The organism is Streptomyces sp. SP18BB07 (assembly GCF_036322545.1).
GTDB lineage: Bacteria > Actinomycetota > Actinomycetes > Streptomycetales > Streptomycetaceae > Streptomyces > Streptomyces deccanensis.
The window spans coordinates 57,473-79,719 of sequence record NZ_JAQYWT010000359.1; the positions used below are offsets into that span (position 1 = coordinate 57,473).

The following is a 22,247-nucleotide window of genomic DNA, read 5'->3' on the forward strand; positions in this document are numbered from 1 at the left end:
TCAGCCACCTGTACGGGTGAGGACGCCCGTGTGGGCCGACAGCCACCACGTCGGTACGGCGGCGATGAGCACCAGAAGGGCGGCGTAGGGCGCGGCGGCCGCGTACGCGGCGACCGACGTGTGCTTCCACAGACCGGTGGCGAGGGTGTCCATTCCGGTGGGGCGCAGCAGCAGTGTGGCGGGCAGCTCCTTCATGCAGGTGAGGAAGACAAGCGCCGCACCGGCGCCGATGCCGGGTGCGGCCAGGGGCAGGGTCACCGTGCGCAGTACGTACGCGCGGCGCCGTCCGAGCGAGCGGGCCACGTCCTCCAGTACGGGTGGGGCCTGGGCCGCGGCGCCGTGGACGGCCGCGACCGCGAGGGGCAGGAACAGGGCCGCGTACGCGAGCGCGAGCAGCCACACACTCTGGTAGAGCGGGTAGGCGACGTTGATGCCGAAGAACACCAGCGACAGTCCGATGACGAGGCCGGGAAGCGCGTGCGAGAGATACGCCAGGCGGTCCAGCGCCACGGCCGGCAGGCCGGGTACGCGGGCGGACAGCAGCCCCACCGGCAGCGCCAGCACCAGGGTCAGGGCGGTGCCCAGCAGGGAGACCCACAGCGAGTTCCCCGCCGCGTCGGCGAGTTCGCCGAGGGACCCCGGCCGCGACACCCCCTCGCCGAACCACCGCACCAGACTCACCGCCGGCACACCGAGCGCCGCGCCGATCGCCGAGGCGAGCCCGAGTACGGCCGGCCCGCGCCACCGGCCCAGGCGCAGGCGCGTCGGCGGCCGTGGCGCCCCGCCGCCGAGGCGGGCGTAGCGGGCCGCGCGCCGTCGGCTGAGCTGCTCGGCCAGAAGAACCAGGGTGGTGAGGGCGACGAGGGCCGTGGCGAGCACGAGCGCCCCGGTGCGGTCGAAGCCGAGGGTGATCAAGGTGAAGACGGCCCGGGTGAGGACGTTCACCCGCAGGATCGAGACAGCGCCGAAGTCGGAGAGCACATACAGCGCGACCAGCAGCGCTCCCGCCGCCACCGCCGGCCGCACCTGGCGCAGCGTCACACCGAGAGTCATGCGCCATGGGCCGCGCCCCAGGGACAGGGCCACCTCCTCCTGCGCCGGATCCACGCCGACCAGCGCGGCCGCGACCGGCAGGTACACGTACGGGTACGAGACCAGCGCGAGCACGAGCGCCGCGGCCCAGAAACCCTCGAAGTCCTCCACAGCGGACACCCAGGCGAAGGCGGCGACGTAGCTGGGAATCGCGAGGGGCAGCGCGGCGAGCACTCCGAACAGCCGCCGGGCCGGCAGGTCGGTGCGGGTGACCAGGAACGCCGCGGCCACACCCAGGACCGTGCAGGCCGAGGTGACGACCGCCGCGAGCGCCAGGCTTCGGCCGATCAGTGCTCCGGTGCGCTCGGTGAGCAGTTCCTCGGTGATCCGGTCCCAGCCCGCTTCACCGGCCCGGATCCCCAGATAGGCCAGCGGGATGAGCGCGACGCCGACGGCGAGCAACGCTCCGCAGGCCAGTGCCGGGCGCGGCACCAGTCGCCGCGCCCGGCGCAGGGAGGTCCGAGTGGTCAGACGAGCCCCGATTCCTTGATCATCCTGATGGTGGTGGCCAGGTCGTCCAGGTCGTTGAGGTCGATGTCCGGCGTGTTCAGCGACGACAGTGAAGGCAGGCCGGGGGCGGCGTCGACGCCGTCGATCAGCGGGTACTCGTACGTCTGCTCGGCGAAGTAGGTCTGGGCCTGGGTGCCCAGCAGGTAGTCGACGAACTCGCGGACGTCGGTATCGTCGTCGGCCTTGTCCAGCACGCCCACACCGGAGATGTTGACCAGGCTGCCGATGTCCTTGTTCGGGAAGAAGTGGTTCCTCGCCTTGAGGGCGTCGACGTCGGTGCCCTCCTCCTTGGCCAGCTCGTACACGTAGTAGTGGTTGACCAGCCCCGAAGCGAGCCGGCCGGAGTCGACGTCGGCGACGATCTGCGAGTTCCCCTCGCGGATCTGAGCGTCGTTGGCCTTCAGTCCTGCGAGGAAGTCCTCGGTCTTCTCGTCGCCGTGCTCCACCCGCATCGCCGTGATGAACGCCTGGAACGAGCCGTTGGTGGGAGCGATGCCCACCTTGCCCTTCCATTCCGGTTCGGTCAGCTCGAACACCGACTCGGGCAGATCGGCTTCGGGGACCTGGTCGGTGTTGTAGGCCATCGTGCGCACCCGGCCCGTCACACCGACCCACTCGCCGTCCTCGTCCCGGTAGGCGGACGGCACCTTGTCCAGCACCTCGTCGGGCAGCTCGGCGAAGAGACCCTTCTCGGCCACGGCCCCCAGGGCCCCGGCGTCCTGGGCGAGGAAGACGTCCGCCGGGCTCCGGCTGCCCTCTTCCTGCAGTTGGGCGGCCATCTGCGCGGTATCGCCGTAGCGCACTTCGACGGTGATGCCGCTGGCTTCCTGGAAGTCCCGCAGCACGGGCTCGACCAGCGACTCGCTACGGCCGCTGTAGACGGTGATCTTCTCGTCCGTACGCGCCCGGGCTTCGGCTGTGCCCGCGGCCTCGGTCTGCGCGGCCTGCTCGGAGCCGCAGGCCGTGACGCCCAGCGCCAACAGGCCGCCGAGAGCCGGTGCCAGCAGGGGCCTCATCGCGGAGATAGTCACGTCCCGCTCCTCCGTCACCGGTCATGTCGGTTCTGGTTAGGTCAGCCTAAACTTGCTTAGTTCAGGCTAACCTCGTACATGACGCATATAGCCACTTTTGCGTGGTGTCGGGGTGGGGTCGACCCGTAAAGCCCCTCAGGGGCGAGCGGCGACACATCGCGCACGTGGACATGGCGGGCGGGCCTCGCGCTCATGGACATGCGCCGGGCGGGCCGTGCTGTGGTGGCCGACGGGCCGAGTCGGTGTGGGCCCGGCGGTCAACCTTCGGGCTGCTCGATGATCTGGGCGAGGGGAGCGGGCTGGGGGACGTACGTCATGCGACCGCCACTGCCTTCTTCCGCCGCACCAGCACGACCAGGAACGGCACCCCGGCCAGCGCGGTCATCACGGCCACCGGCACCTCCGAGGGGCGTACGACGACCCGGCCGAGGACGTCCGCGAGGAGCAGCATCACCGGCCCGAGCAGCGCGGCCATGGGCAGCAGCCAACGATGCTGCGGACCCACGAGGGCGCGGGCGATGTGCGGTACGGCGAGGCCCGTGAAGGCGATGGGGCCCGCCGCCGCGGGCCATGCTCAGCACGAGCAGCAGTCCGACGAGCAGGAAGGGCCAGACCTGTCCCGCGATCGACGCGTCCCGGCCGCTGATGGAACCGACGTCCCACCCCCGTCGGTCAGCCAAGGCCGGCCTGGACCGGCTGGCACGCCGTCCGTTGGCGGAACCCCGTGGGCATCGACTCGCCGATGCGCGCAGCAGCATGGACCGGCCCAGCGGGACGTGGCTGGGAAGCCGTCAGCCTCTGACGGGAGGCTCCCAAAGACCCAGCCGTTGGAGCCGGCGCTGCCTGGCGCGTTCGCCCAAGGCCGTCAGCCCGAAGACTAGGCCGAACGCCACCCCGCCCCCCAGAAGGGGCATGACATCACCGACCGTGTTCACACTGTCGAGGTTGGCGACCCCCAGGAGCGCGGCCGCCGGTGCTGCCGTCCATACGCCCACTGCGACGGGGCGCCGGGCGGCGAACTGCTGCGTGCGGGAAGGCCGTTCCAGCCCCCCAAGGGCCCGGTCCATGGCCCAGAACGCACGCGTGCAGCGCCTCCACACCTGCCTGGTCAGCAGCCGGACGGTCGTCATGACGGCGATCGTAGCGAGATGTACCCCCACCACGGAACACTGCAAATGCAGTGACGGGAGCGGTCGCCTTGCGCAGGCCCGAGCCACGGCGCGGTGCCGTCGCCCTGGTCGACGCCCCACAGGCTCTCCACCGATGCCGGGCCCGTCGCCCTCGATCTCCAGCCGAAGGAGGCGACCGGTCCCAGCCGAGTCCTTATGGGCTTATGCCCTCTTGCCCAGCGCCTGACAGCGCATGGCCGCACCGCTGATGGCCCTGCTTGTCCGTTCTGAAGGGCAAGTCGAGGGCACGGCGTCCGGGGAACCCGCACTGCGGGGCGAGGCCCGGCGGTTCACCGAGCGGCGAACTGCCGGGCCACGCGCCGACGGGCCTTGGCCTGGCAGCGCACACCACGGGGGTAATGCTCCTTATACGACGGCCTTGTACCCCTGCCAGCCTGTCGCGATCTTCACACGGCCGCCGAACGACCCCTTGCTGTCACCACTGTGGCGGAACAGGTTGCCGCTGGTGTCGCGCGAGACGAGGTCCGTCCTGCCGTCGCCGGTGATGTCACCGGCTGCGACGACCGCGTTGTAGGAAGCGCCCCAGTTCGAGAACAGCTTCACGCGGGCCTTGAAAGTACCGCTGCCGGTGCCGTCGTACCGGTACAGGTTGTTCGACTTGTCCTGCACAAGCAGGTCGCCGACGCCGTCGCCGTTCAGATCACCGGCCCCGACGACCTTCTTGTACGCCTTCCAGTCGCCGTACAGCTTCACGCGCGCCGACAGCTTGCCCGTGCTGGTGCCCTTGTACAGGTAGACGGCGCCGGTCGAGGCGTTGCGGGCGATCAGGTCCGGGCGCCCGTCACGGCTCACGTCACCCGGCGAGGTCAGCAGGTCGTACTGGTTCCAGCCGGAGGTGGCGAGTGTGGTGTACGGCGTCGAGGGCGTCGCCGCCTTGCCGCAGCCCGGGCGGTAGGCGCGCAGGGCGCCGCTGCTCAGCCGGACCAGGACGTCGTTGCAGCGGTCGCCGCTGAGGTCGCCGAGCGGCACGAACCTCGCTGTGGTCGGCCAGCCGCCACCGGAGACCTTGCTGCCCAGTGAGCCCGTGCCGGTGCCGCGCTGGATGGTGAGGGTGCCCGAGGAATTGAGGGTGAGGATGTCGCCGATGCCGTCGTTGCCCGCGTAGTCGTGCGGGGCCGCCGCTCCGGCGGTCACGCCGATGGTGCCGGAGAGGGTGAGGGCGGTGCCCTGGCCGTCGGCGGGCTGGGCGGTCAGCGTCCAGGTGTAGGTGCCGTTGGTGACGAGGCGGCCTGCGGAGTCCTTCCCGTCCCAGGCGGCCGTCAGCAGACCGCGGGCGGCGGAGCCGGACACGGTCCGCACAGTGGTGCCGGACGCCTTGTGGCGGACGACCACCTTCCAGGTCGCGGCGGGCCTCGACAGCCACCAGGTGCCGGACCAGCTCGCGGCCCCGGGGGTGACCGTGGAGTCGATGGCCGACAGCGCGGATGCCGGAACGCCGGTGGGCACCAGGTGGACGCGCTGCTCCCGGTCGGCGAAGGCGACGCCGCCGCCGAAGCGGTCGACGGTCCAGGACGTGCCCGCCTTGAGGTTGTCGCGGCCGATGTCGGTCCAGTCGGCGAGTTTGCGGCTCGGCAGGTCCGTGTGACTGCCGCTGGACGGCAGCCCGTTGTGCAGGTCGAGGAGCGTCAGCCCACTGCCCGACCGGGTGCCGGCGACGCGCTCGACGAGGTAGCCGTCACCGAGGAGGATTCTGCCCCCTGGAGCGGTGGCGGTGCGCTTGGCCGTACGGTCGTAGACGCCCGAGCCCTGGCCGTCACCCAAGGTGTCCTCGCAGGTCCAGTACACCCAGCGGCCTACGGCCTGGAGGCTGGTCGGCGTGCAGCCGTCGCGGGTGGTGAAGGACTCCACGGCGGTGCCGGACGGGAGCCGGGTGGCCGTGACCTTGCCGCCGGTGGCCGCGCCGCTCCACAGGGTGTTGCCCCAGACGGCCGCGGCGACCCGGTCGCGCTTGAGCAGCACCCTGCCGGCCGAACCGTCCGCGAACTCGCCGATGTACTGGTAGCCGGAGGATGCGCTGTTGACGACCGCGTACCGCCCGGAGAGGTCCGTGAGCCACGGAGCGTCGTCACCCGTGTCGAGGGTCGGGCCCCAGGTGGTGGCGCCGTTGGAGCGCAGCATGGTCAGGCCGGACTCGGTGGCGTCGCGGCGGCCGTGGCGGCCGGTGCCGTCGGCGAACATCCGGATGCAGTGCGGGGTGTCGGCGGAGCAGTCGCCGTCCGACCCGTTGATCAGACCGTCCACGGTGGCCTTGGTGACGGTCGGGGTGCCGTTCGTACTGAACCAGGTGCTGCGGTAGGCGCCGAGGATCGTGTTCGGCTCGTACAGCGTGCTGTTGTCGGCCCTGCTGAGAATGCCGCTGCCGAGCGAGAGGCCGTGGATCTGCGCCGGCATCGGCTGCACGGTGGTCAGACGGCTGCGGGTGACCGAGCCGTCGGCGGCTCGGGTGATCCGGTACACGCCCCAGTCGAGGTCGCCCCGCTCGACGTACTGCTCGGCGCCCGCAACCAGGACGGAGCCGTCCGGCGCCTGGACGATCCCGTGGCCGGCCGGGTCCATGACCTTGGTCAGGTCGGTCTCCGTGCCGTCGGACGTGAGGGCCCACAGCGGCTGGCCCCGGTACTTGTTGTCACCGGGGGACACCGGTTCGAGGCCGAGCAGTTCGTCGCCGACGATCCCGTACGCGGCCTGGTGGCTCAGGGCGCCCGTGTCGAAGGTACGGGGCGCCCCGGACAGGTCGTCGCGGTCGTACAGGTCTGCCTTGCCGCGCCCGCTGCGCAGCCGCAGCACCGAGTCGGTGCCCAGCTGGAAGCCGGTCACCTCCCAGCCGTTCTCCGGGTCGATCCGGTCGGGCAAGGTGCTGAACACGCCGGTGGCGAGGTCGACGATGCCCCAATGGCTCCAGTCGTCCTCGGCGGTGTCGTAGCGGAGGAGGACGGACCGGGCGTCACCGTCTTCGACGACGAAGTTGCCCGCCCGGTCCGGCAACCCGGTCACGGGCGTCTGCCCGGTCCCGCCCCCGTCCTCGACGCGCCACAGCTGGTAGGCGTTCGGGCCTCCGTTGACGCCGCTGGTGCTGGTGAGGACGGTGCTGCCGAAGGTCCCCTGGTAGGCGTGGTACTCGGGCACCGGCACCACCGTGGAACCGCCCGATGCGCCCGCGGCCTGGAGGAGGGTGACCTGCGCGTCCTCCTTCGAGTAGAGGGCGACGGTGTCGGAACCGTCCCCGTAATAACCGGGCTGGAAGGACGCGGCCTCACGGAAGTAGCCGCTGTCGATGTCGTACTGCACCGGGACGTCCAGCAGCTGTTGGAGCGAGGTCGTGGTGCCGGTGGTGTAGTCCGTCCACAGGAGCCGGTCGTCGCCCTCCTGGGCCCAAAGGAAGCCGCTGGTCCCCGCGTTGAGGATCTGCGTGGCCCTGGGGACGGCACGCGGGGCGGCGGGCAGTACGACCTCTCCCGCAGCGGGAGGCTGCGGTGCGGCTTCCGCCGGCGATGGTAGGGCGGCGAGCGGAAGGCTGAGAGCCAGCGCCGTCGCGAGGACGGCCGCTCCACGTGCCACCGGCGGGCCGAGACGTGATGGGCGTGAGCCAAGAGCCGGTCTGTGTCTGTGTCGGCGTCGGCCGAATCGGGCCACCGTTCCTCCTGAAAGGCAAGAAGGCATGGCGGGGGCGTACGGCAACGCCCTGACATGTTCCCCGGCCCCCCGGCCGCTCCCCCCACGCGCGTGAAGGGGAGCCTAACAGCATGTCCATGACCGGAGCTGACGGTGGAAGGCGCTGCGGGTTCTGCCCCGACTGCCGGCCGCCGCGACACGCGTCCCCAGTGCCAAGTCCTTTACAGCGAGGGCGACTTGACCGGCCGTAGCCTCCGGGTGACGAGAGTCGAACTCGGTGAGCTCGCGGACGCCGTGGTCCGGGGCTTGGCACTCCCTCGGACGCGACCTGCCACGAGCGGTCAGTACAGGGTCGCGGTTCGAGTCAGGTGCAGCTTCGAGGCGTCCTCGATGGCCGCGAAGATGTCGGCGTCGGCTGCCGGCCGACGTCACTACCGAGAGGCGTGACGCCGTCTTGGACCCCATGCCTGGCCGGGCCCTTCTGGCCAGGCATGGTCGTAAGCATCACCCCGCGGCAAACCGGGCGCGGTCGTGCATGATCGCCGCAGCCGTCAGGATCCGGCGGCTGCGGCGCCGTCGCGGTGGGCACGGATCTCGTCGTGGTGGTCGGCGGCCCAGCCGATCAAGGGCATGACGATGGCGTGCAGGCCGCGGCCCAGCGAGGTGAGGGCGTACTCGACGCGCGGGGGCACCTCGGCGTAGGCGGTGCGGGTGATCAAGCCGTCCTGCTGGAGCTGGCGCAGCGTGAGGCTGAGCATGCGCTGGGAGATGCCGGGGACCTGGCGCTGCAGGTCGGTGTAGCGCAGCGGGCCGGACTCCAGGACGGCGATCAGGAGCAGGCTCCACTTGTCGCCGACGCGGTCCAGGATCTGCCGGATGAACGCCATCTGGTCTGCGGGAATGGCCGCGCACGGCCCGATCGCCGCAGCCGTCACCATGTCGGCCTCGCTGGTCGTCCCCATGACGCACATTCCTCTCCGGCACGCACACCGATGTGCCTTTTGTAGCGCCTTCCATGCTGGTCCATCATGGCGCTACGCACAAGTCGTCGGAATTGGAGCTACGTGATGAAGGTGGACATTTGGTCTGAGGTGACCTGCCCTGGTGCGGCCTGGGCAGCCACCGTGTGGAGCGGGCCGTTCAGCGATTCGAGCATGCCGACGAGGTGGAGGTGGTCCACCACTCGTTCCCGCTCAGCAGCGGCTTCCCCGTGGGGAGGGCCTTCTCCGTGCGTGACGCAGCGCTGCGCAAGCACGGCATGGACGCCGGCCGTGCCGAGGCGTCGGCCCGGCAGATCGAAGCGCTGGCGCACGGTGAGGACCTGAGCCCGTACCGGGTGCTGGACAACCAGGTCGGCAACACCGACCTGGCCCACGAATTCCTCGCCCACGCCTCCGCCCAGGGCAAGAACCCCGAGGCATGGGCCGCGGTCTTCCGCACCTACTTCGGCCAGGCCCAGCCCGTCTTCTCCCGGGCACACGACCAGGCCCGCCGACTGGCCGCAGCCATCGACCAGCACGCCGCCTGACCCGCCCAGCGCGGTACGCGAGGCAACGGTCACCCCCACCGATCCCTCCGAACCAACCCCTCCACGCTGTGAAGGAATGAACCCCTATGCGCGTCACCGTCTTCGGCGGCACCGGCCCCACCGGCCTGCTCCTGATCAACCAGGCCCTGAACGAGGGCCACGAGGTCACCGCCTATGCCCGTACCCCCTCGAAACTGCCCACGCACGAGCGGCTCACCACCGTCCAGGGACAGCTCGACGACGCCGCAGCCATCGCCGGGGCGGTACGCGGCAGCGACGCCGTCCTCAGCACGCTCGGCCCGACCACCAAGAAGGCCGATATCCCGGCGGTGGTCACCGGCTACCGCCACATCGTCGCGGCCATGCACGAACACGGCATCGAGCGGCTCGTGGCGCTGGGCACGCCCAGCATCCCCGACCCGGCCGACGGCAAGGAGTTCAAGGTCGGCCTCACGGTCACCGCCATCAAGAAGTTCGCGCCGGACGCGTACAACGCCTTCGTGACCATCGGCCACATCGTGCGCGAGTCCGGACTGAAGTGGACCATCGTCCGTCTCCCCTTTCTCTCCAACGGCCCGAAGACCGCTTCCATCAACGTCCGCAAGGTCGGCGACAAGGGCGGACTACGTCTCTCGCGGGCCAACGCCGCCGCGTACTGCCTCCAGCAGCTCACCGACTCATCCCAGATCGGCCGTGCGCCGTTCATCACCGACAAGTAGGCACACCGCGGGCCATACAGCGGAACGCGACTGCCGCCTGGCCGCGCCCGGACATTCTGATTTTTCCCCGGGGGGACTTGCCGGTTCGGCCAGGACCTGCTGCGCCAGCAGGGTGTGACTCGGCGCCTTCGGGGCCGCACCACTGGAGTGCCAGTCCGGTGGCAGCGGCGCCGCATCGAAGTCCCGGACGCGGTGCAGGACGGTAAGTCCCTGCAATCCCATGTCGGGCTTCCTCGTCGAGGGGAGTCGTCCGGCGGTCGGGTCGCGGATGCACACCTCTTGAGGCCCCCGCCATGGCGGGGCCGCCGCCGTTGTGGCCGCGGCCCCGCTCGGGTGTGTGGGTCAGGACGGGTCGCCGTACTGGAGGCCGCGTCCGTTGGTGCCGACGTAGACGCGGCCGTAGGTGTCGGGGTCGCCGGTGATGACGCCGACGCTGCCGATGGCGCCCCACTGGTGGGCGTCGTCGTTGACGCGGAGCCAGGTGGCGCCCTTGTCGGTGGAGCGGAAGACTCCGGTGACGTCCTTGACGGTGCCGATCAGGTAGAGGGCCTGGTAGCCGGTGCCCGGTTTGGCCTTGCCGAAGCCGAGGGCGGAGGCAGACTGCACCGTGCTGAGCGTGGTGAAGGTGCGGCCGCCGTCGGTGGAGTGCAGCAGCCCCTTGGCGCTGCCGGCGATCCACAGGTCTCCGGCGATGCCGGGGACGGCCGTGAGGCGGCCGGAGGGCAGGCCGGTGGCGCGGGCGGTGAAGGTCGCGCCGCCGTCGGTGCTGGCGTAGAGCGTGCCGCCGGACAGGGAGTAGAAGGTCCTGGCCGAAGAGCGGTCGGCGACGACCACGGCGTCGTTGCCCAGGCCGCTGACCCTCGACCAGCTCGCTCCCTTGTCGGTCGAGCGGTACGGGGCCTGGCCGGCCTGGGTCCAGACGATGGTGGAGCCGTCCGCCGAGAGTGCGACACGGCCGTCCTGGGCGCCGGCCACCGGCTCTGCCTTGAAGCCGTTCCAGCTGCTGCCGCCGTCGGCGGACCAGGCGCCGTCCTGGTCGCCGCCACGGCCGACGCGGACCATCATCGAGGGCTTGGACTGGGCGAAGTCGATGTCGGTGCTGTTGGTCATCTTCGGGTTGCTCAGCCGCCCGGAGGGCACCTTGGTCAGGTCGTCGTGCCGGAAGCCGCCCTGGTCGCCCATGGAGGTGATGACGGTGGCGCCGCCGGGAGGGGCGATCGCGTCCAGCAGCGAGGTCTCCTCCAGCCCTCGGGCACCCATGCTCCAGTGGCTGGTGCCGCCGCTGTCGGAGGCGCCTGCGTCCTTGCTGCGCAGGATGCCGTTGCCGGTGCCGTACAACACGTGCCCTGAGTTGAAGGGATCGATGGCCAGGGCGGTCATCCAGTGCCCGGTGTGGGTACCGACGTAAGGAGCGGCGGAGGCGTTGCGTACCGACTTGTCGGCCAGTGCCTTCCAGGTCGTACCGCCGTCGGTGCTGCGGTAGATCTCGTCCTCGGGCCACCAGCGGCCAAGGGTGGTGACCATCACCGTGGACGGCTTGCGCGGGTCGACGGCCAGACCGGAGAACCCGTAGGAGCCCTTGGAGGGGGAGATGTTCTTCCACGTCCCGCCGGCCGGCGTGTACTTCCACACCGAGCCCGCCGTCACGCCGTTGGGGCCGAGGTTGTCGGTGTACGTCAGGTACAGCGAGCCGTCACCGGACAGCACGCCGTGCTGCGGCAGCTGGCCGGTGGGCTGACCGGAGACGGCCTGCCAGGTGCTGCCGTCGTCGGTGGAGCGGTACAGGGAGGTGGACCTGTCGCCGACACCGACGTAGATCGTCTTGCTGCCGACCGGTCCGTATGTCACGAAGGAGATGCCCGCGCCGCTGCTCGCCCCGTCCTTGACGGGGAACGAGGAGACCTGGCGCCATGTGACGCCGTGGTCGGTGCTGCGCCACAGGCCGTTCTTGCGGCTGCCGAGGAGCAGGTTGGCGTTGTTCGCGGGGTCGACCACCAGCCGCTCGCCCGCCCCGCGGCCGTCCTCGTTGCCGCCCAGCTTGAAGGGCAGGTCGGTGCGCTTGAAGGTGCGGCCCCGGTCGGTGGAGCGCAGGATCGCGCCGTTGCCCGCCCAGTCGTTGGTGTAGGTGCCCGCCCCGAGGTAGAGCCGCTTGGGGTCGACGGGGTCGGTGGCCAGCGAATCGATGCCCAGCAGGTTCCAGTCCTTCTCGCCGATCCAGTCGGTCAGCGGGATCCACTGCTCGGCCGCGGTGTCCCAGCGGTAGGCGCCACCCATGTCGGTGCGCGCGTACAGCAGGCCCTTCTCCTTCTGGTTGAACACCAGCCCGGTGACGTAACCGCCGCCCACCACCTGGGCGTTCTTCCACACATACGGTCCTGCCGCGGCCGTGGTCTGCCCGCTGTCGGCCCCGGCGGCCGGGGCCTCGGCCACCTTCACCAGCTTCCACTGCTGGTTGGTGGTGCCCCGGCTCGGATACTGGATGACCGCCGCGCCCTGGGCCGTTGATCCCCCGGACACGTCCAGGACCTGGCCGCTCCTGCGGGAGGTGAAGGTGACGGCGTCGGAACCGCTCACGTTGCCGATCCGCCATTCCTGCGAGGTGGCGGAACTGTTGGTCTGCTGCTCGGCGGCGCCCCCCTGCGCGGTGGAATTGCCTGCTATGCCCAGCACTTTGCCGCTGTTGCGGTTCACCAGCTCGTAGTAGCCGTCCCCGCTGGGCTCCAGCTTCCACTGCTGGTTGGCGGTGTTCTGGTCGGTGTATTGCCGGATACGGGTGCCGTCGGCGGTGGAGAAGCTGCTGACGTCCAGCACCTTGCCGCTGCGCACGGAAACCAGCCGGTAGTAGGCAGTGCCGTCGACCGTCGCGGCCTGTGAGTCCTCCTGTGCGTAGAGGAGGTACGGCACGAGGACGGCGGGTACGCCGAGGACCAGACCGGTGGCGGTCCAGCGACGCCTATGACGCCCGCGGCGCCCGCCGTTCGTGGGGTTGTTCATGAGGGGGGTGTTCTCCTTGCGAGCCGTTCACGAGAGAAAGCCGGATCCGGCCACCGGAACTGGCCGGATCCGCTTCCTTGTGGTCACAGGCTCCGCACAGGGTTGCCGCGAGCCGGGAGCTTTTCTCAGGTCATGTCGGGTTCGCTGGGTGTTGGTCGAGTCGCAACCGGCGAGAGGGACTTCGGCAGCCGTCGCCTCCGCGGCGCCCGGGAACGCCAATCAGCCTTGCTTCGAGGGAACAGCGGGGCGCTTGCGGGGGGTGCATGGTGCCTGACCTGGGAAAATTCGTTGTCAGGCGGCAGGTGCGAGGGGTTGGTTGCACCGTTGTTGACTGCGGTTGTCCGCTCTGAAGGGCACGCTACGGGCACGAAGCGGGGATGGGGGCGAGCAGGGCTTCCGGTTGGCCCCCAGCGAGCGGGAGTGGCTCCGCCTCGAACGGCGATCGCTCGCGCCCGGCCACGGCGACGGCCTCCCCCGCACCGCCCGCTCACACCCCGCTCCGAACGGTTCCGCGGCCACGACCGCCGCACCCACCCCACGCCGCACCCACCCCGCCCGATCGCCCGTCCGCCCCGTCGGCGTCGCCCTCCTCCGGATCCGCCCAGCGACTCCGCCTCCCTCGCGGGGCGGTCGGCGGGGAGGGCCGGGAGCGGCCCGGCCGACCGGCCGACCCCTCCGGCTCGCCGTTCTCCACGAGCCCGGTGGAGCCCGCTCGTACTAAAACGGCAACAGAGGAGGAGCCCGCCGAGGAGTCGGACGAGGGGGTCGAGGTGGTACCCGAGACGGACGCCCCGGCCGCCGAGAGCTCGCCTGCGGAGCTGCCGGCGGCTGCTCACCGGACCGGCACCGAGGCCCCCCTCGACCTCTCCGACCGGCGGATTCCCGGGCTCACACTGGGCGTGGGGCTGGCTTTGGTGGGCCTCGGCATCGGCTTCCTCGGGGTGCGGATGCGCCGCCGCCGAGAGGCTCGCGACGGCCCGGGTCCCCCTTGAGTCGGACCTCAGGGGTCCGCCTCAGGACGCTTGTCCACGCGGACTTACTCGGTATACATACTCGGTATGTCCATCCGCCACGGGCTTCTCGCCCTCCTCGAACGCGGCCCTCGCTACGGCTCACAGCTCCGTACGGAGTTCGAGTCCCGTACCGGCTCCACCTGGCCGCTCAACGTGGGTCAGGTCTATACGACGCTCAGCCGGCTCGAACGCGACGGCATGGTCGTGCAGGACGGCGAGGACGAGGCCGGCCACGCGCTCTACGCGATCACCGACAGCGGTCGCGTCGAACTGCGCAGCTGGTTCGAGAACCCCGTCGACCGCACCAGCCCGGCCCGTGACGAGCTGGCCATCAAGCTGGCCATGGCCGTCGGGGCGCCCGGGGTCGACATCCGTGACGTCATCCAGTCCCAGCGCCGGCACACCGTGAAGGCCATGCAGGACTACACCCGGCTGAAGGCGCAGGCCCTCACCGCCGTGGAGAAGAACGGGGCCCGGGAGCGGGACGACATCGCCTGGCTCCTCGTCCTGGAGCAGCTGATCTTCCAGACCGAGGCCGAGGCGCGCTGGCTCGACCACTGCGAGTCCCGGCTGATCCGTCTCTCGTCGACCGCCCCGTCGGCGGGGCCGGGGCCGGCCTCGCCGGGGGCCGCAGCGGGAGCGGCGGGGATGGGGGCGCGGGCGGGGGCCGGGGCAGAGGAGGCCGCACGCCACCGCCCGTGACGTCCGCCCTTCACAACCGGCCCTGAGCGCCCGAACGACGGATCCACAGGGCCGACCGCGTCCACCGGATCCACCCGACCCACCGGATCCACCCGTACCACCTGAACACTCCAAACACCCGACCAGATCCATACCGTACGCACGGCGCCGCCAACGACCGTCCGTCGCACCGACGTCCGGCCGTTCGCTCGCGTACGCCCGAGGGGGAACCATGTCCACACAGCAGCAGCCCGTGCTGCGTCTGCAGAACCTGACCCGCGTCCACGGCTCCGGCGCCACCGAGGTGCACGCCCTGCGCGGCATCGACCTCGACGTCCACCCGGGTGAACTCGTCGCCGTCATGGGCCCGTCGGGCTCCGGCAAGTCCACCCTGCTCACCATCGCCGGCGGCCTCGACACCCCCACCTCCGGGCAGGTCTTCGTCGAGGGCACCGACATCACCGCCCTCGGCATCAAGGGGCTTGCCGCCCTGCGCCGCCGCAGCATCGGCTACGTCTTCCAGGACTACAACCTCATCCCGGCCCTCACCGCTGCCGAGAACGTGTCCCTGCCCCGCGAGCTGGACGGCATATCGGCCCGCAAGGCCCGCACCGAGGCCCTCGCCGCCCTCGCCGAGATGGACCTCGGCCATCTCGCCGACCGGTTCCCCGACGAGATGTCCGGCGGCCAGCAGCAGCGCGTGGCCATCGCCCGCGCCCTCGTCGGCGACCGCCGGCTCGTCCTCGCCGACGAGCCCACCGGCGCCCTCGACTCCGAGACCGGCGAGTCCGTGCTGGCCCTGCTGCGCTCCCGCTGCGACGCCGGAGCCGCCGGCATCATGGTCACCCACGAGCCGCGGTTCGCCGCCTGGGCCGACCGGGTCGTCTTCCTGCGGGACGGCGCCGTCGTCGACCAGACCCTACGCAGCGACGCCGACTCGCTCCTGACCGGCCGGGCGGCCCAGCGGTGACGACCTGGTTCCACTCCTGGCGGGCCGCGGTCCGCATCGCCCGCCGTGACGCCTGGCGTTACAAGGGCCGCAGCTTCCTCGTCCTCGCCATGATCGCGCTGCCGATCCTGGGCGTGAGCGCCCTGGACCTGACCCTGCGCAGCGCCGAACTCACCCCCGCTCAGCAGATGGAGCGCACCCTGGGTGCCGCCGACGCTCGCTTCTCCGATGCCCGAGCGGCCGGCGTGGCCATCCTGCAGGACCCCGCGGGCGAGCAGCACACCCCGGCCGGGGACTACGACTCGCCGGGCAAGTCCTGGCCTGACGGCCCGACCGATGTCACCAAGAGCATTCCGGCCGGTTCGACGGTATTGACCGACAGCAGGGGCAGCGCCAAGCTGACCACCAGGCACGGTCTGCTCCAGGCCGAGGTCCGTGAGCTGGCCGCCGTCGATCCCGTCGCCCGGGGCATCATGCGGCTGCAGGAGGGCCGCTTCCCCGAGAAGAACGACGAGATCGCCGCGACCACCCGGTTCCTGGAGAGCAGCGGGCTGTCCGTCGGTTCCACCCTCACCGCCCGCGGCTTCGACCGCACCTATGTGATCAGCGGCTCGTACGAGCTGCCCAGCGACCTCACGGCACAGCAGGTCAACGCCCTGCCGGGGGCCTTCCTCGCGCCGTACGCCAAGGCGGTCGAGAAGGCCGGACTGCCGAAGCCCGAAGACTCCACCACCTACCTGGTGAAGAAGTCCGGTGGTTTCACGTGGAACACGGTCCAGGCGATCAACGCCAAGGGTGTCCTGGTCACCTCGCGCGCCGTGGCCCTCGACCCGCCCGCCGACTCCGAGGTGCCGCTCTACCAGAAGGAAGGTTGGGCCAACTACGAGAGCAGCGGGGCCGCCGACGCCGCCGCGCTCGCCGCTGTGGGCACGGTCGTCGGCCTGGCGATGCTGGAGATCTGTCTGCTCGCCGGTCCCGCCTTCGCCGTCGGTGCCCGTCGTTCCCGCCGCCAGCTGGGCCTGGTCGGCGCCAACGGCGGTGCCCGCAGCCACATCCGGGCCATCGTGCTGAGCGGCGGCCTCGTCATCGGCGTCGCGGCGGCCCTGGTCGGCACGGTCCTCGCCCTGATCCTGACCTTCGTCCTCCGGCCGTTCCTCGAGGACTACATGGGGCAGCGGTTCGGTGGCTTCACCGTCAAGCCGCTGGAACTGCTCGCCATCGCCGCGCTCGCCGTCCTCACCGGCCTGCTCGCCGCGATCGTCCCGGCCGTCACCGCCTCCCGGCAGACCGTCCTGGCCTCCCTCACCGGCCGTCGCGGCGTGCGCCGCAGCAACCGCGTGCTGCCGCTGATCGGCTTCGGCGCCGTCCTGATCGGCACGGCCATCGCCCTGTACGGCTCGGTCGTCTCCGACCAGTTCGTCCTGGTCGCGGGTGGCTCCGCCATCGCCGAGCTGGGTGTGGTCGCCATGACACCCGCCCTGGTCGGCCTGTTCGGCCGCGCCAGCCGTTGGCTGCCGCTCTCGCCGCGCCTCGCCCTGCGGGACGCCGTCCGCAACCGGGGCCGTACGGCACCCGCTGTCGCCGCCGTCCTGGCCGCCGTCGCGGGCACCGTCGCCGTCTCGACGTACGCCGCGAGCAGCGACGCCCAGAGTCTGGCCGAGTACCGGGCCAGCCTGCCGTACGGGGCCGTCGCCGCGCTCGTCACCGAGGAGGGCGGCCGGGACGTCCCCGAGGTCCGCGACGCCGTGCAGCGGACGCTGCCCGTCGACGTCCGCGCCGATGTGTCCCGGATCGCCGTCGGCAAGCCCGGCTGCGCCCCGTATGACGAGGGCGAGGGCTGTGGCAGGTTCGAGGTCGTCACCCCGCCGGCCAACGAGTGCCCGCTGTGGGTCAGCACCCCCGACGGCTCCGACCCGGCGGAGAAGTACACCAAGGAGCAGCGGCGCGCGCTCGCCAAGGACTGGCGCTGCCTCTCGCCCGACGGCCACGGCATCTACGTCGACGGCGGTCTCCTCATCGCCGACGCCCCGCTCCTGAAGGTCCTCGGCATCGACGACCCGGGCGCGGCCAAGGCCCTCGCCGACGGAAAGCTCCTCAGCTTCCACAAGCCCCAGGTCGACAGGAACGGCACCGTCGGCATCAAGCTGATCACCGACTCGAAGGCCGCCGACCGCGCCGCCGAGCAGAGCAAGCCGGTCCCGGGCGAGCTGAAGTCCTTCCCCGCCTACCAGGTGCCCGGCTCGCCCGACTCCTACGGAGTGCAGAGCGTGCTCAGCCCCGCCGCCGCCAAGGCCGCCGGACTGACCACCGTCCCCCTCGGCGCCTTCTTCAGCACCGACCGGATGCCCAGCACCGAGGAGCGGCAGAAGCTCGACGCCGAGATCGCCAAGCTCGGCAGCAACGTCGAGCTGACCGTGGAGCGGGGCTGGGTCGACGAGAACGGGCTCGTCCTGCTCGCGCTGACCGTCTTCGCCGGCCTGGTCACCATCGGTGCGGCCGGCATCGCCACCGGTCTCGCCCAGGCCGACGCGGAGGCCGATCTCAAGACGCTCGCCGCGGTCGGAGCGCCGCCCCGGGTGCGCCGCATGCTCAGCGGCTTCCAGTGCGGTGTGGTCGCCGCGATGGGGGTGGTCCTCGGCTCGGCGGCCGGTGTCCTGCCCGCGGTCGGGCTGCGGCTCACCGAGGAGCGCGAGCAGATGCGCTTCTACCAGGAGGCTCTCGACAACGGCTGGGGCGGCGCCGGTGACGCCCCGCCGTACGTGCCGATCATCGTCCCCTGGGAGACGCTCGCCGCCCTCCTGGTGGCCGTGCCCCTCGGCGCCGCCCTGCTGGCCGCGCTGGTGACCCGCTCGCGTGGGGCGCTGGCCCGCCGCGCCGCGCACTGAGCCTCCGTCGCCGGACCCTGCCCCTGGACGAGGGTGAAGCACCCTCGTCCAGGGGCAGGAGGTAGTCCCCGTCCGAAGGGATGCTGCTCGAAGCTGGCCAGCGCTTTCCGGGCCATCTCTACCTCTGGGCGCGACGGTCGTTGCGCGGGGCTCAGGCGGAGGAAGCATCCACCCACTTTGCCAACGGGCAGAGACGCCCGATTCTGTGGTCAGGCTGGTGTGGGAGGCAGATGGAGTGGGGGCGCTCCTCAGCACCAGAGTCGTGGGGGCCGTGACTCCGACCTGTGCAGATGCCCTCTCCCTGGGGTGATCGTGGGGATCGGGTCGCACCGCTGCTGACCGTGGTTGTCCGCTCTTATGGGCACGCTGTGGGCACGGACGGCGAAGACCGTTCGGCAGAGTGCGTGGGCGGACTGACCATGCGATCGGTCAGGTTCGGTCCGGCGTGCGGGCGGGGGCGCCTTCGCACGTGTACAGCCCTGTCAGCGCAGCTCGATTCCAGCGAGAGGATGAGTTGGGCTCGTGCAGAGCAGTCGGCGTTCGGCCTCTTTCATTTGCCCGCTTCGGGGCCGTACCACTGGAGTGCCTGGCCGGTGACAGAGGCGATGCACTCGAAGTCTCGGTCACGGTGCAGGAGGGTCAGCCCCTGCAGTTCGGCCGTGGCGGCCACCACGAGGTCGACGGCTCCGGCGCTGCGGTGCTGTCCGCGTTGGGTGAGGATTTCCTGGACCTGCCATGCACGGTCGTAGGCGCGGTCGTCGACCGGCACCCAGCCGAAGAGCAGGCGCATGTCCTCGATGCCTTGGGTACGGTCGGCGGCCGAGCGCGCGCTGTAGAAGAACTCCAACTCGGTGATGGGACACGTGGCGATGAGCCCTGCGGCTGCCGCCTGGTCCCATCCGTATTGCTCGGCGTCGCCGCGTAGTAGGCGGGCGAGGGCGCTGGTGTCGATCAGGAATTGCGCGGCGTTCACCGGCGGTAGTTCCTCTTGTCCTCGAAGAGGTCCAGGTCAAAGGCGCCCTCCTCGGCAGCCGCCCGCAGGCGGGTAAGCGCCAGAGCACGCCGCCGGTTCTCCAACACCTCGCGCAGCGCGGTGTTCACTGTCTCCTTCTTCGTGCTTGTGCCCAGGGCCTTGGCCACGTCCGCGACCAGTTGGTCGTCGAGGTCGATCACAGTCCTCGTCATCGACTGCACCTCCTTAGATATAAACTCTGCCGCAGATTGTATCTCTATTGATGCTCTATTGATGCGCTTCGTGAAGTACGGGATTCGCTACCTGGGCAGCCGACGTCCGGGGCCATTCGGGACTCACGCCAAGCGTGGTTGTCAGTGCCCGCTCCTACAGTGCGTAGCACTCCGACGACGAGCGGCAGCGCGACTTGGCGGCCGCCTTGACGAGATGGTGCGCGCCGAGCGGGCGAAGAACCACACGGGCGACTCCGCGCACCACCAGGAGGAGGCCACCGGGACCTAGCGGGTCCTTATGGCGCGGTTGTGGTGCGCCACCCGCTCACCGGTCTAGACAAAAAGGAACCCCCGGGTCACTGACCTGGGGTTTCGCGTGGAGCGGGTGACGAGAATCGAACTCGCGCTCTCAGCTTGGGAAGCGACGGCGTTTGCGGGGGTGCATGGTGTCTGACCTGCGTCTACGCGGTTTGAATTCTCCGTGCCGTCAGCCCGGATCGCACCGTAATCGACCGTGGTTCTCCGTTCTTACGGGCACGCCAAGGGCGCGACGCGACATCCGGCAGACGGGTTTGCGGGCCGCGGGGAACCGTTCCTCTCCGCTAGCGCGCCGACGACGCACGGGCCGGCCGTGGGTGCCTTCGCTCATGCGTATCCGGAGAGTCGTCCAGGAGAAGCTGTCGGCGGGTGTGTCAGGCGAGCGCCGCTGACCGGGCCCTGCCGACATGCGTAGGCAGGACAAGGCCACCTTGACGGTCTGTTGCCGCATCTGAGCTGAGTCAAAGGCTGGTGTCGATCAGGATCTGCTGGGCCTGCTTGGGGTTGCCGGATCGGACCGCTTCGGTGATCGCGGCCCGCGCCGCCTCGGGGGGCGTGTCCGGTGGGACCACGAGCAGGGAGAAGTGGTCCTGGTCCCCTCGGGTCACGAGCGCGGTGTCGTCGCCCACGGAGAAGACGTCGATGTGCACCACACGGTCGTCGACGGTCATCCGCGTCGGTATGTCGTCCCAGGCCGCGGAGTCCAGGCCGATCCGTGTGATCGGTCCGAGGCGCTCGGTCAGTGCGCTGATCAGACCGGGCAGTTCGGTGGTGAGATTCCTGGAGCGGGGCCACCACGCACCGTCGAGGATGTTCCGGCGTTCGTGAGTCGTGGTGAGCCGCAGGAGTGCCGTTCCGGGACGCATGGATTCGTGCACACCGTCCGCCAGAACTCCTGCCGGAGGCGCAGAGTCGGGATCGGGCATCGTGCTCACCTGCCTGTTCGGGGCCCTCCTCGCGTCCACGCTACTCCTGCCGGGTCAGGCGCGGTCGCCGAGCGCGGCGGCAATGATCGGCTCGGCCGCCTCCTCGGTGGTGCCGGGCGGCACGACCAGCAGGTCCCAGCGGCCGTGGCCGGGGGCGAGCAGGACAACGGTGTCCGGGACGTGCATGGCAACCGTCTTCCGTAGCCGTACGACCTGGTTGGCGACGAGCATCCGGCCAGGAGCCGCGGACCAGGCCGCTCCGTTCAGGCGGGCCGGGGCGCGGTCGTCGGCCCTGGGCGGTGGGCCTGGGCCGGTGGGCGGGTTCATGGTCACGGTTCCTGTCCTCGGGCGGCCGTCGTACGACGGCCGGTGCTGCGGTGGGCCGGGGTCAGCCCGGCTCGTCGGTGTGGGCGCGCCGTGCCTGGGTGTGGCTGGTGGTCAGCCAGGGCGACTCGGCGGAGGGCTCGTCGGCGACGTGCCCGGTGTCGACGGTGAGATGGAGCAGGGTGTCGCGCCCCTCGGCGCCCGCGGGGTAACTGCGCGGCTCGTCGCAGCGGAAGTGCCGGCGCAGCAGCTGCGCCACCCGTTGGGCGATGTCGGGGCCGGCGGCGATGATGCGGACCTCCGCGAGTCCGCCTACGGGGGGATCGCCGTCTCCGCCCACGGGGATATCACCGTCCGCGGTCTCGTGCGCCGGCGGATCTTCACCTGTGCCGTGGGTGCTGCCGGGGCCGGGGCCGGGGCTGCGGCGGGGCGACGCGTGCATGGATGCGACCTCTGTCCTGTGGGGCACTCGGCCTCAACGCCCTGCGAGATTCGGCTTGTTGTGCGTGGTCCGGTCCCGGTGGCGGCGCGGTCGGAAGCGTCCCCGGCCGCCGTCGCTATGGTCACGACGCTCGTGCGCGGCGGACGGGGCGGAGTGCGGTGGGGGCGGTGCGGTGTTGTCGGCGGCGCGGTCGCCGGCGGCCGGGCGGCCGGGAAGGAAACGGCTGTAGGAGTGCGAGGCGATCCTCTCGCCGTGTGCGGAGTTGAGCCGGTGGATCACGTACGCTCCGCCGGCGATGAGCACGAGGAACGCGGCGATGGTGAGGACGATGTCCATGGCGGTCACGGCCTGACGGATAGTCGAACGGGAGAAGCGCTCGGGAGAAGCGGACCCGCCGTTCCACGGAGGCGTGAAGTCCGTGGCGCAGTGGTGCCCGTGGTGCCGGTGGTGCCCGTGGTGCCGGTGGTGCTGGTGGTGAAGAGCAGCAGCACGGCTCTGCGCGGGTCGGGCTCTGGCCACGCGTCGGCGGCGGGGAACGTGTCGAAGGCCGAGGCCATCGTGTTGACCTGTCTCCGGAAACCGCCGCGCTGTGCGGGGCTTCCGGCGAAGTGTCTCGCCGAGGACGAGACCGGCGCGGAAGCCGGTGTGCGACATGCCCTCGGTACGTCCACCGTACTCCCGCGTGCCCCGTCCGACGGGGAGCGGACGGACCGCCGTACCCACCTCGGCGTTCCAGGCCGCCGTCGGTCCACAAGGGGGGCCGCGGCCCCGGGAGTACGGTTGAAGACACCGAGGGCACGTCGCACACCGGCTCCGACACCGGTGCCGCTCTCGGCGACCGACGACGC

The 22,247-nt window shown here is 70.9% G+C and carries 17 protein-coding genes and 1 pseudogene; 6 read left to right on the plus strand and 12 right to left on the minus strand.

Features of this window, described 5'->3' with window-relative positions:
* The 5 genes and pseudogenes from PUR53_RS38065 to PUR53_RS38085 form a co-directional block, all read right to left on the minus strand.
* Window positions 1-1,524: an ABC transporter permease gene (locus PUR53_RS38065; protein ID WP_329902087.1), complete on the minus strand. Its 1,524-nt coding sequence runs from the start codon at window positions 1,522-1,524 to the stop codon at window positions 1-3.
* A gap of 35 nt (window positions 1,525-1,559) precedes the next feature.
* Window positions 1,560-2,633 (minus strand): iron ABC transporter substrate-binding protein, encoded by a 1,074-nt coding sequence (locus PUR53_RS38070; RefSeq protein ID WP_329911372.1) that lies wholly within the window; start codon window positions 2,631-2,633, stop codon window positions 1,560-1,562.
* 313 nt (window positions 2,634-2,946) lie between these two features.
* Window positions 2,947-3,316 (minus strand): annotated as a pseudogene (locus PUR53_RS38075) (iron chelate uptake ABC transporter family permease subunit); the annotation flags it as partial.
* A gap of 852 nt (window positions 3,317-4,168) precedes the next feature.
* On the minus strand, window positions 4,169-7,381 hold the full coding sequence (locus tag PUR53_RS38080) for an FG-GAP-like repeat-containing protein (protein ID WP_329911373.1): 3,213 nt from the start codon (window positions 7,379-7,381) through the stop codon (window positions 4,169-4,171).
* Window positions 7,382-7,986: 605 nt separating this feature from the next.
* Complete coding sequence (locus PUR53_RS38085) at window positions 7,987-8,397, minus strand: winged helix-turn-helix transcriptional regulator (protein WP_329911375.1); 411 nt, start codon at window positions 8,395-8,397, stop codon at window positions 7,987-7,989.
* 164 nt (window positions 8,398-8,561) lie between these two features.
* Here PUR53_RS38085 and PUR53_RS38090 point away from each other — a divergent pair, with 164 nt between their 5' ends.
* Window positions 8,562-8,963, plus strand: a complete 402-nt coding sequence (locus tag PUR53_RS38090) for a DsbA family oxidoreductase (protein ID WP_329902092.1) — start codon at window positions 8,562-8,564, stop codon at window positions 8,961-8,963.
* An 86-nt stretch (window positions 8,964-9,049) separates the two neighbouring features.
* Window positions 9,050-9,682 (plus strand): NAD(P)-dependent oxidoreductase, encoded by a 633-nt coding sequence (locus PUR53_RS38095; protein ID WP_329902093.1) that lies wholly within the window; start codon window positions 9,050-9,052, stop codon window positions 9,680-9,682.
* A 342-nt stretch (window positions 9,683-10,024) separates the two neighbouring features.
* Here PUR53_RS38095 and PUR53_RS38100 read toward each other — a convergent pair whose 3' ends face one another.
* Window positions 10,025-12,676, minus strand: a complete 2,652-nt coding sequence (locus tag PUR53_RS38100; RefSeq protein WP_329911376.1) for an RICIN domain-containing protein — start codon at window positions 12,674-12,676, stop codon at window positions 10,025-10,027.
* Between the two features lie 701 nt (window positions 12,677-13,377).
* On the opposite strand from PUR53_RS38100, the gene PUR53_RS38105 reads away from it, so the two are divergent.
* The 4 genes from PUR53_RS38105 to PUR53_RS38120 all read left to right on the plus strand — a co-directional run bounded on the left by PUR53_RS38105 (window position 13,378) and on the right by PUR53_RS38120 (window position 18,204).
* Window positions 13,378-13,668: a hypothetical protein gene (locus tag PUR53_RS38105; RefSeq protein WP_329911377.1), complete on the plus strand. Its 291-nt coding sequence runs from the start codon at window positions 13,378-13,380 to the stop codon at window positions 13,666-13,668.
* Window positions 13,669-13,734: 66 nt separating this feature from the next.
* The gene (locus PUR53_RS38110) at window positions 13,735-14,391 is read left to right on the plus strand and encodes a PadR family transcriptional regulator (protein WP_329911378.1); all 657 of its coding nucleotides are present in this window, start codon (window positions 13,735-13,737) and stop codon (window positions 14,389-14,391) included.
* 211 nt (window positions 14,392-14,602) lie between these two features.
* Window positions 14,603-15,340 carry an ABC transporter ATP-binding protein gene (locus PUR53_RS38115; RefSeq protein ID WP_329902097.1) on the plus strand — a complete coding sequence of 246 codons (738 nt, stop codon included), beginning with the start codon at window positions 14,603-14,605 and terminating at the stop codon, window positions 15,338-15,340.
* Window positions 15,337-18,204, plus strand: a complete 2,868-nt coding sequence (locus tag PUR53_RS38120; RefSeq protein ID WP_329911380.1) for an FtsX-like permease family protein — start codon at window positions 15,337-15,339, stop codon at window positions 18,202-18,204. The genes PUR53_RS38115 and PUR53_RS38120 overlap by 4 nt, the downstream gene beginning before the upstream one ends.
* Before the next feature lie 550 nt (window positions 18,205-18,754).
* On the opposite strand, the gene PUR53_RS38125 is transcribed toward PUR53_RS38120, so the two are convergent.
* From PUR53_RS38125 to PUR53_RS38150, 6 genes are all read right to left on the minus strand, one after another.
* Window positions 18,755-19,177 (minus strand): PIN domain nuclease, encoded by a 423-nt coding sequence (locus PUR53_RS38125; RefSeq protein WP_329902099.1) that lies wholly within the window; start codon window positions 19,175-19,177, stop codon window positions 18,755-18,757.
* Complete coding sequence (locus PUR53_RS38130; RefSeq protein ID WP_329902100.1) at window positions 19,174-19,389, minus strand: type II toxin-antitoxin system VapB family antitoxin; 216 nt, start codon at window positions 19,387-19,389, stop codon at window positions 19,174-19,176. Before PUR53_RS38130 ends, PUR53_RS38125 begins: the two co-directional genes overlap by 4 nt.
* 779 nt (window positions 19,390-20,168) lie before the next feature.
* Window positions 20,169-20,633: a DUF5994 family protein gene (locus PUR53_RS38135; RefSeq protein WP_443080413.1), complete on the minus strand. Its 465-nt coding sequence runs from the start codon at window positions 20,631-20,633 to the stop codon at window positions 20,169-20,171.
* Window positions 20,634-20,687: 54 nt separating this feature from the next.
* Window positions 20,688-20,960, minus strand: a complete 273-nt coding sequence (locus tag PUR53_RS38140; protein WP_329902140.1) for a DUF5994 family protein — start codon at window positions 20,958-20,960, stop codon at window positions 20,688-20,690.
* Between the two features lie 61 nt (window positions 20,961-21,021).
* Window positions 21,022-21,399 (minus strand): hypothetical protein, encoded by a 378-nt coding sequence (locus PUR53_RS38145; protein WP_329911382.1) that lies wholly within the window; start codon window positions 21,397-21,399, stop codon window positions 21,022-21,024.
* Between the two features lie 33 nt (window positions 21,400-21,432).
* A complete protein-coding gene (locus tag PUR53_RS38150; protein WP_329911415.1) occupies window positions 21,433-21,735 on the minus strand; it encodes a hypothetical protein in 303 nt (100 codons plus the stop codon).
* Between the last annotated feature and the right edge of the window lie 512 nt (window positions 21,736-22,247).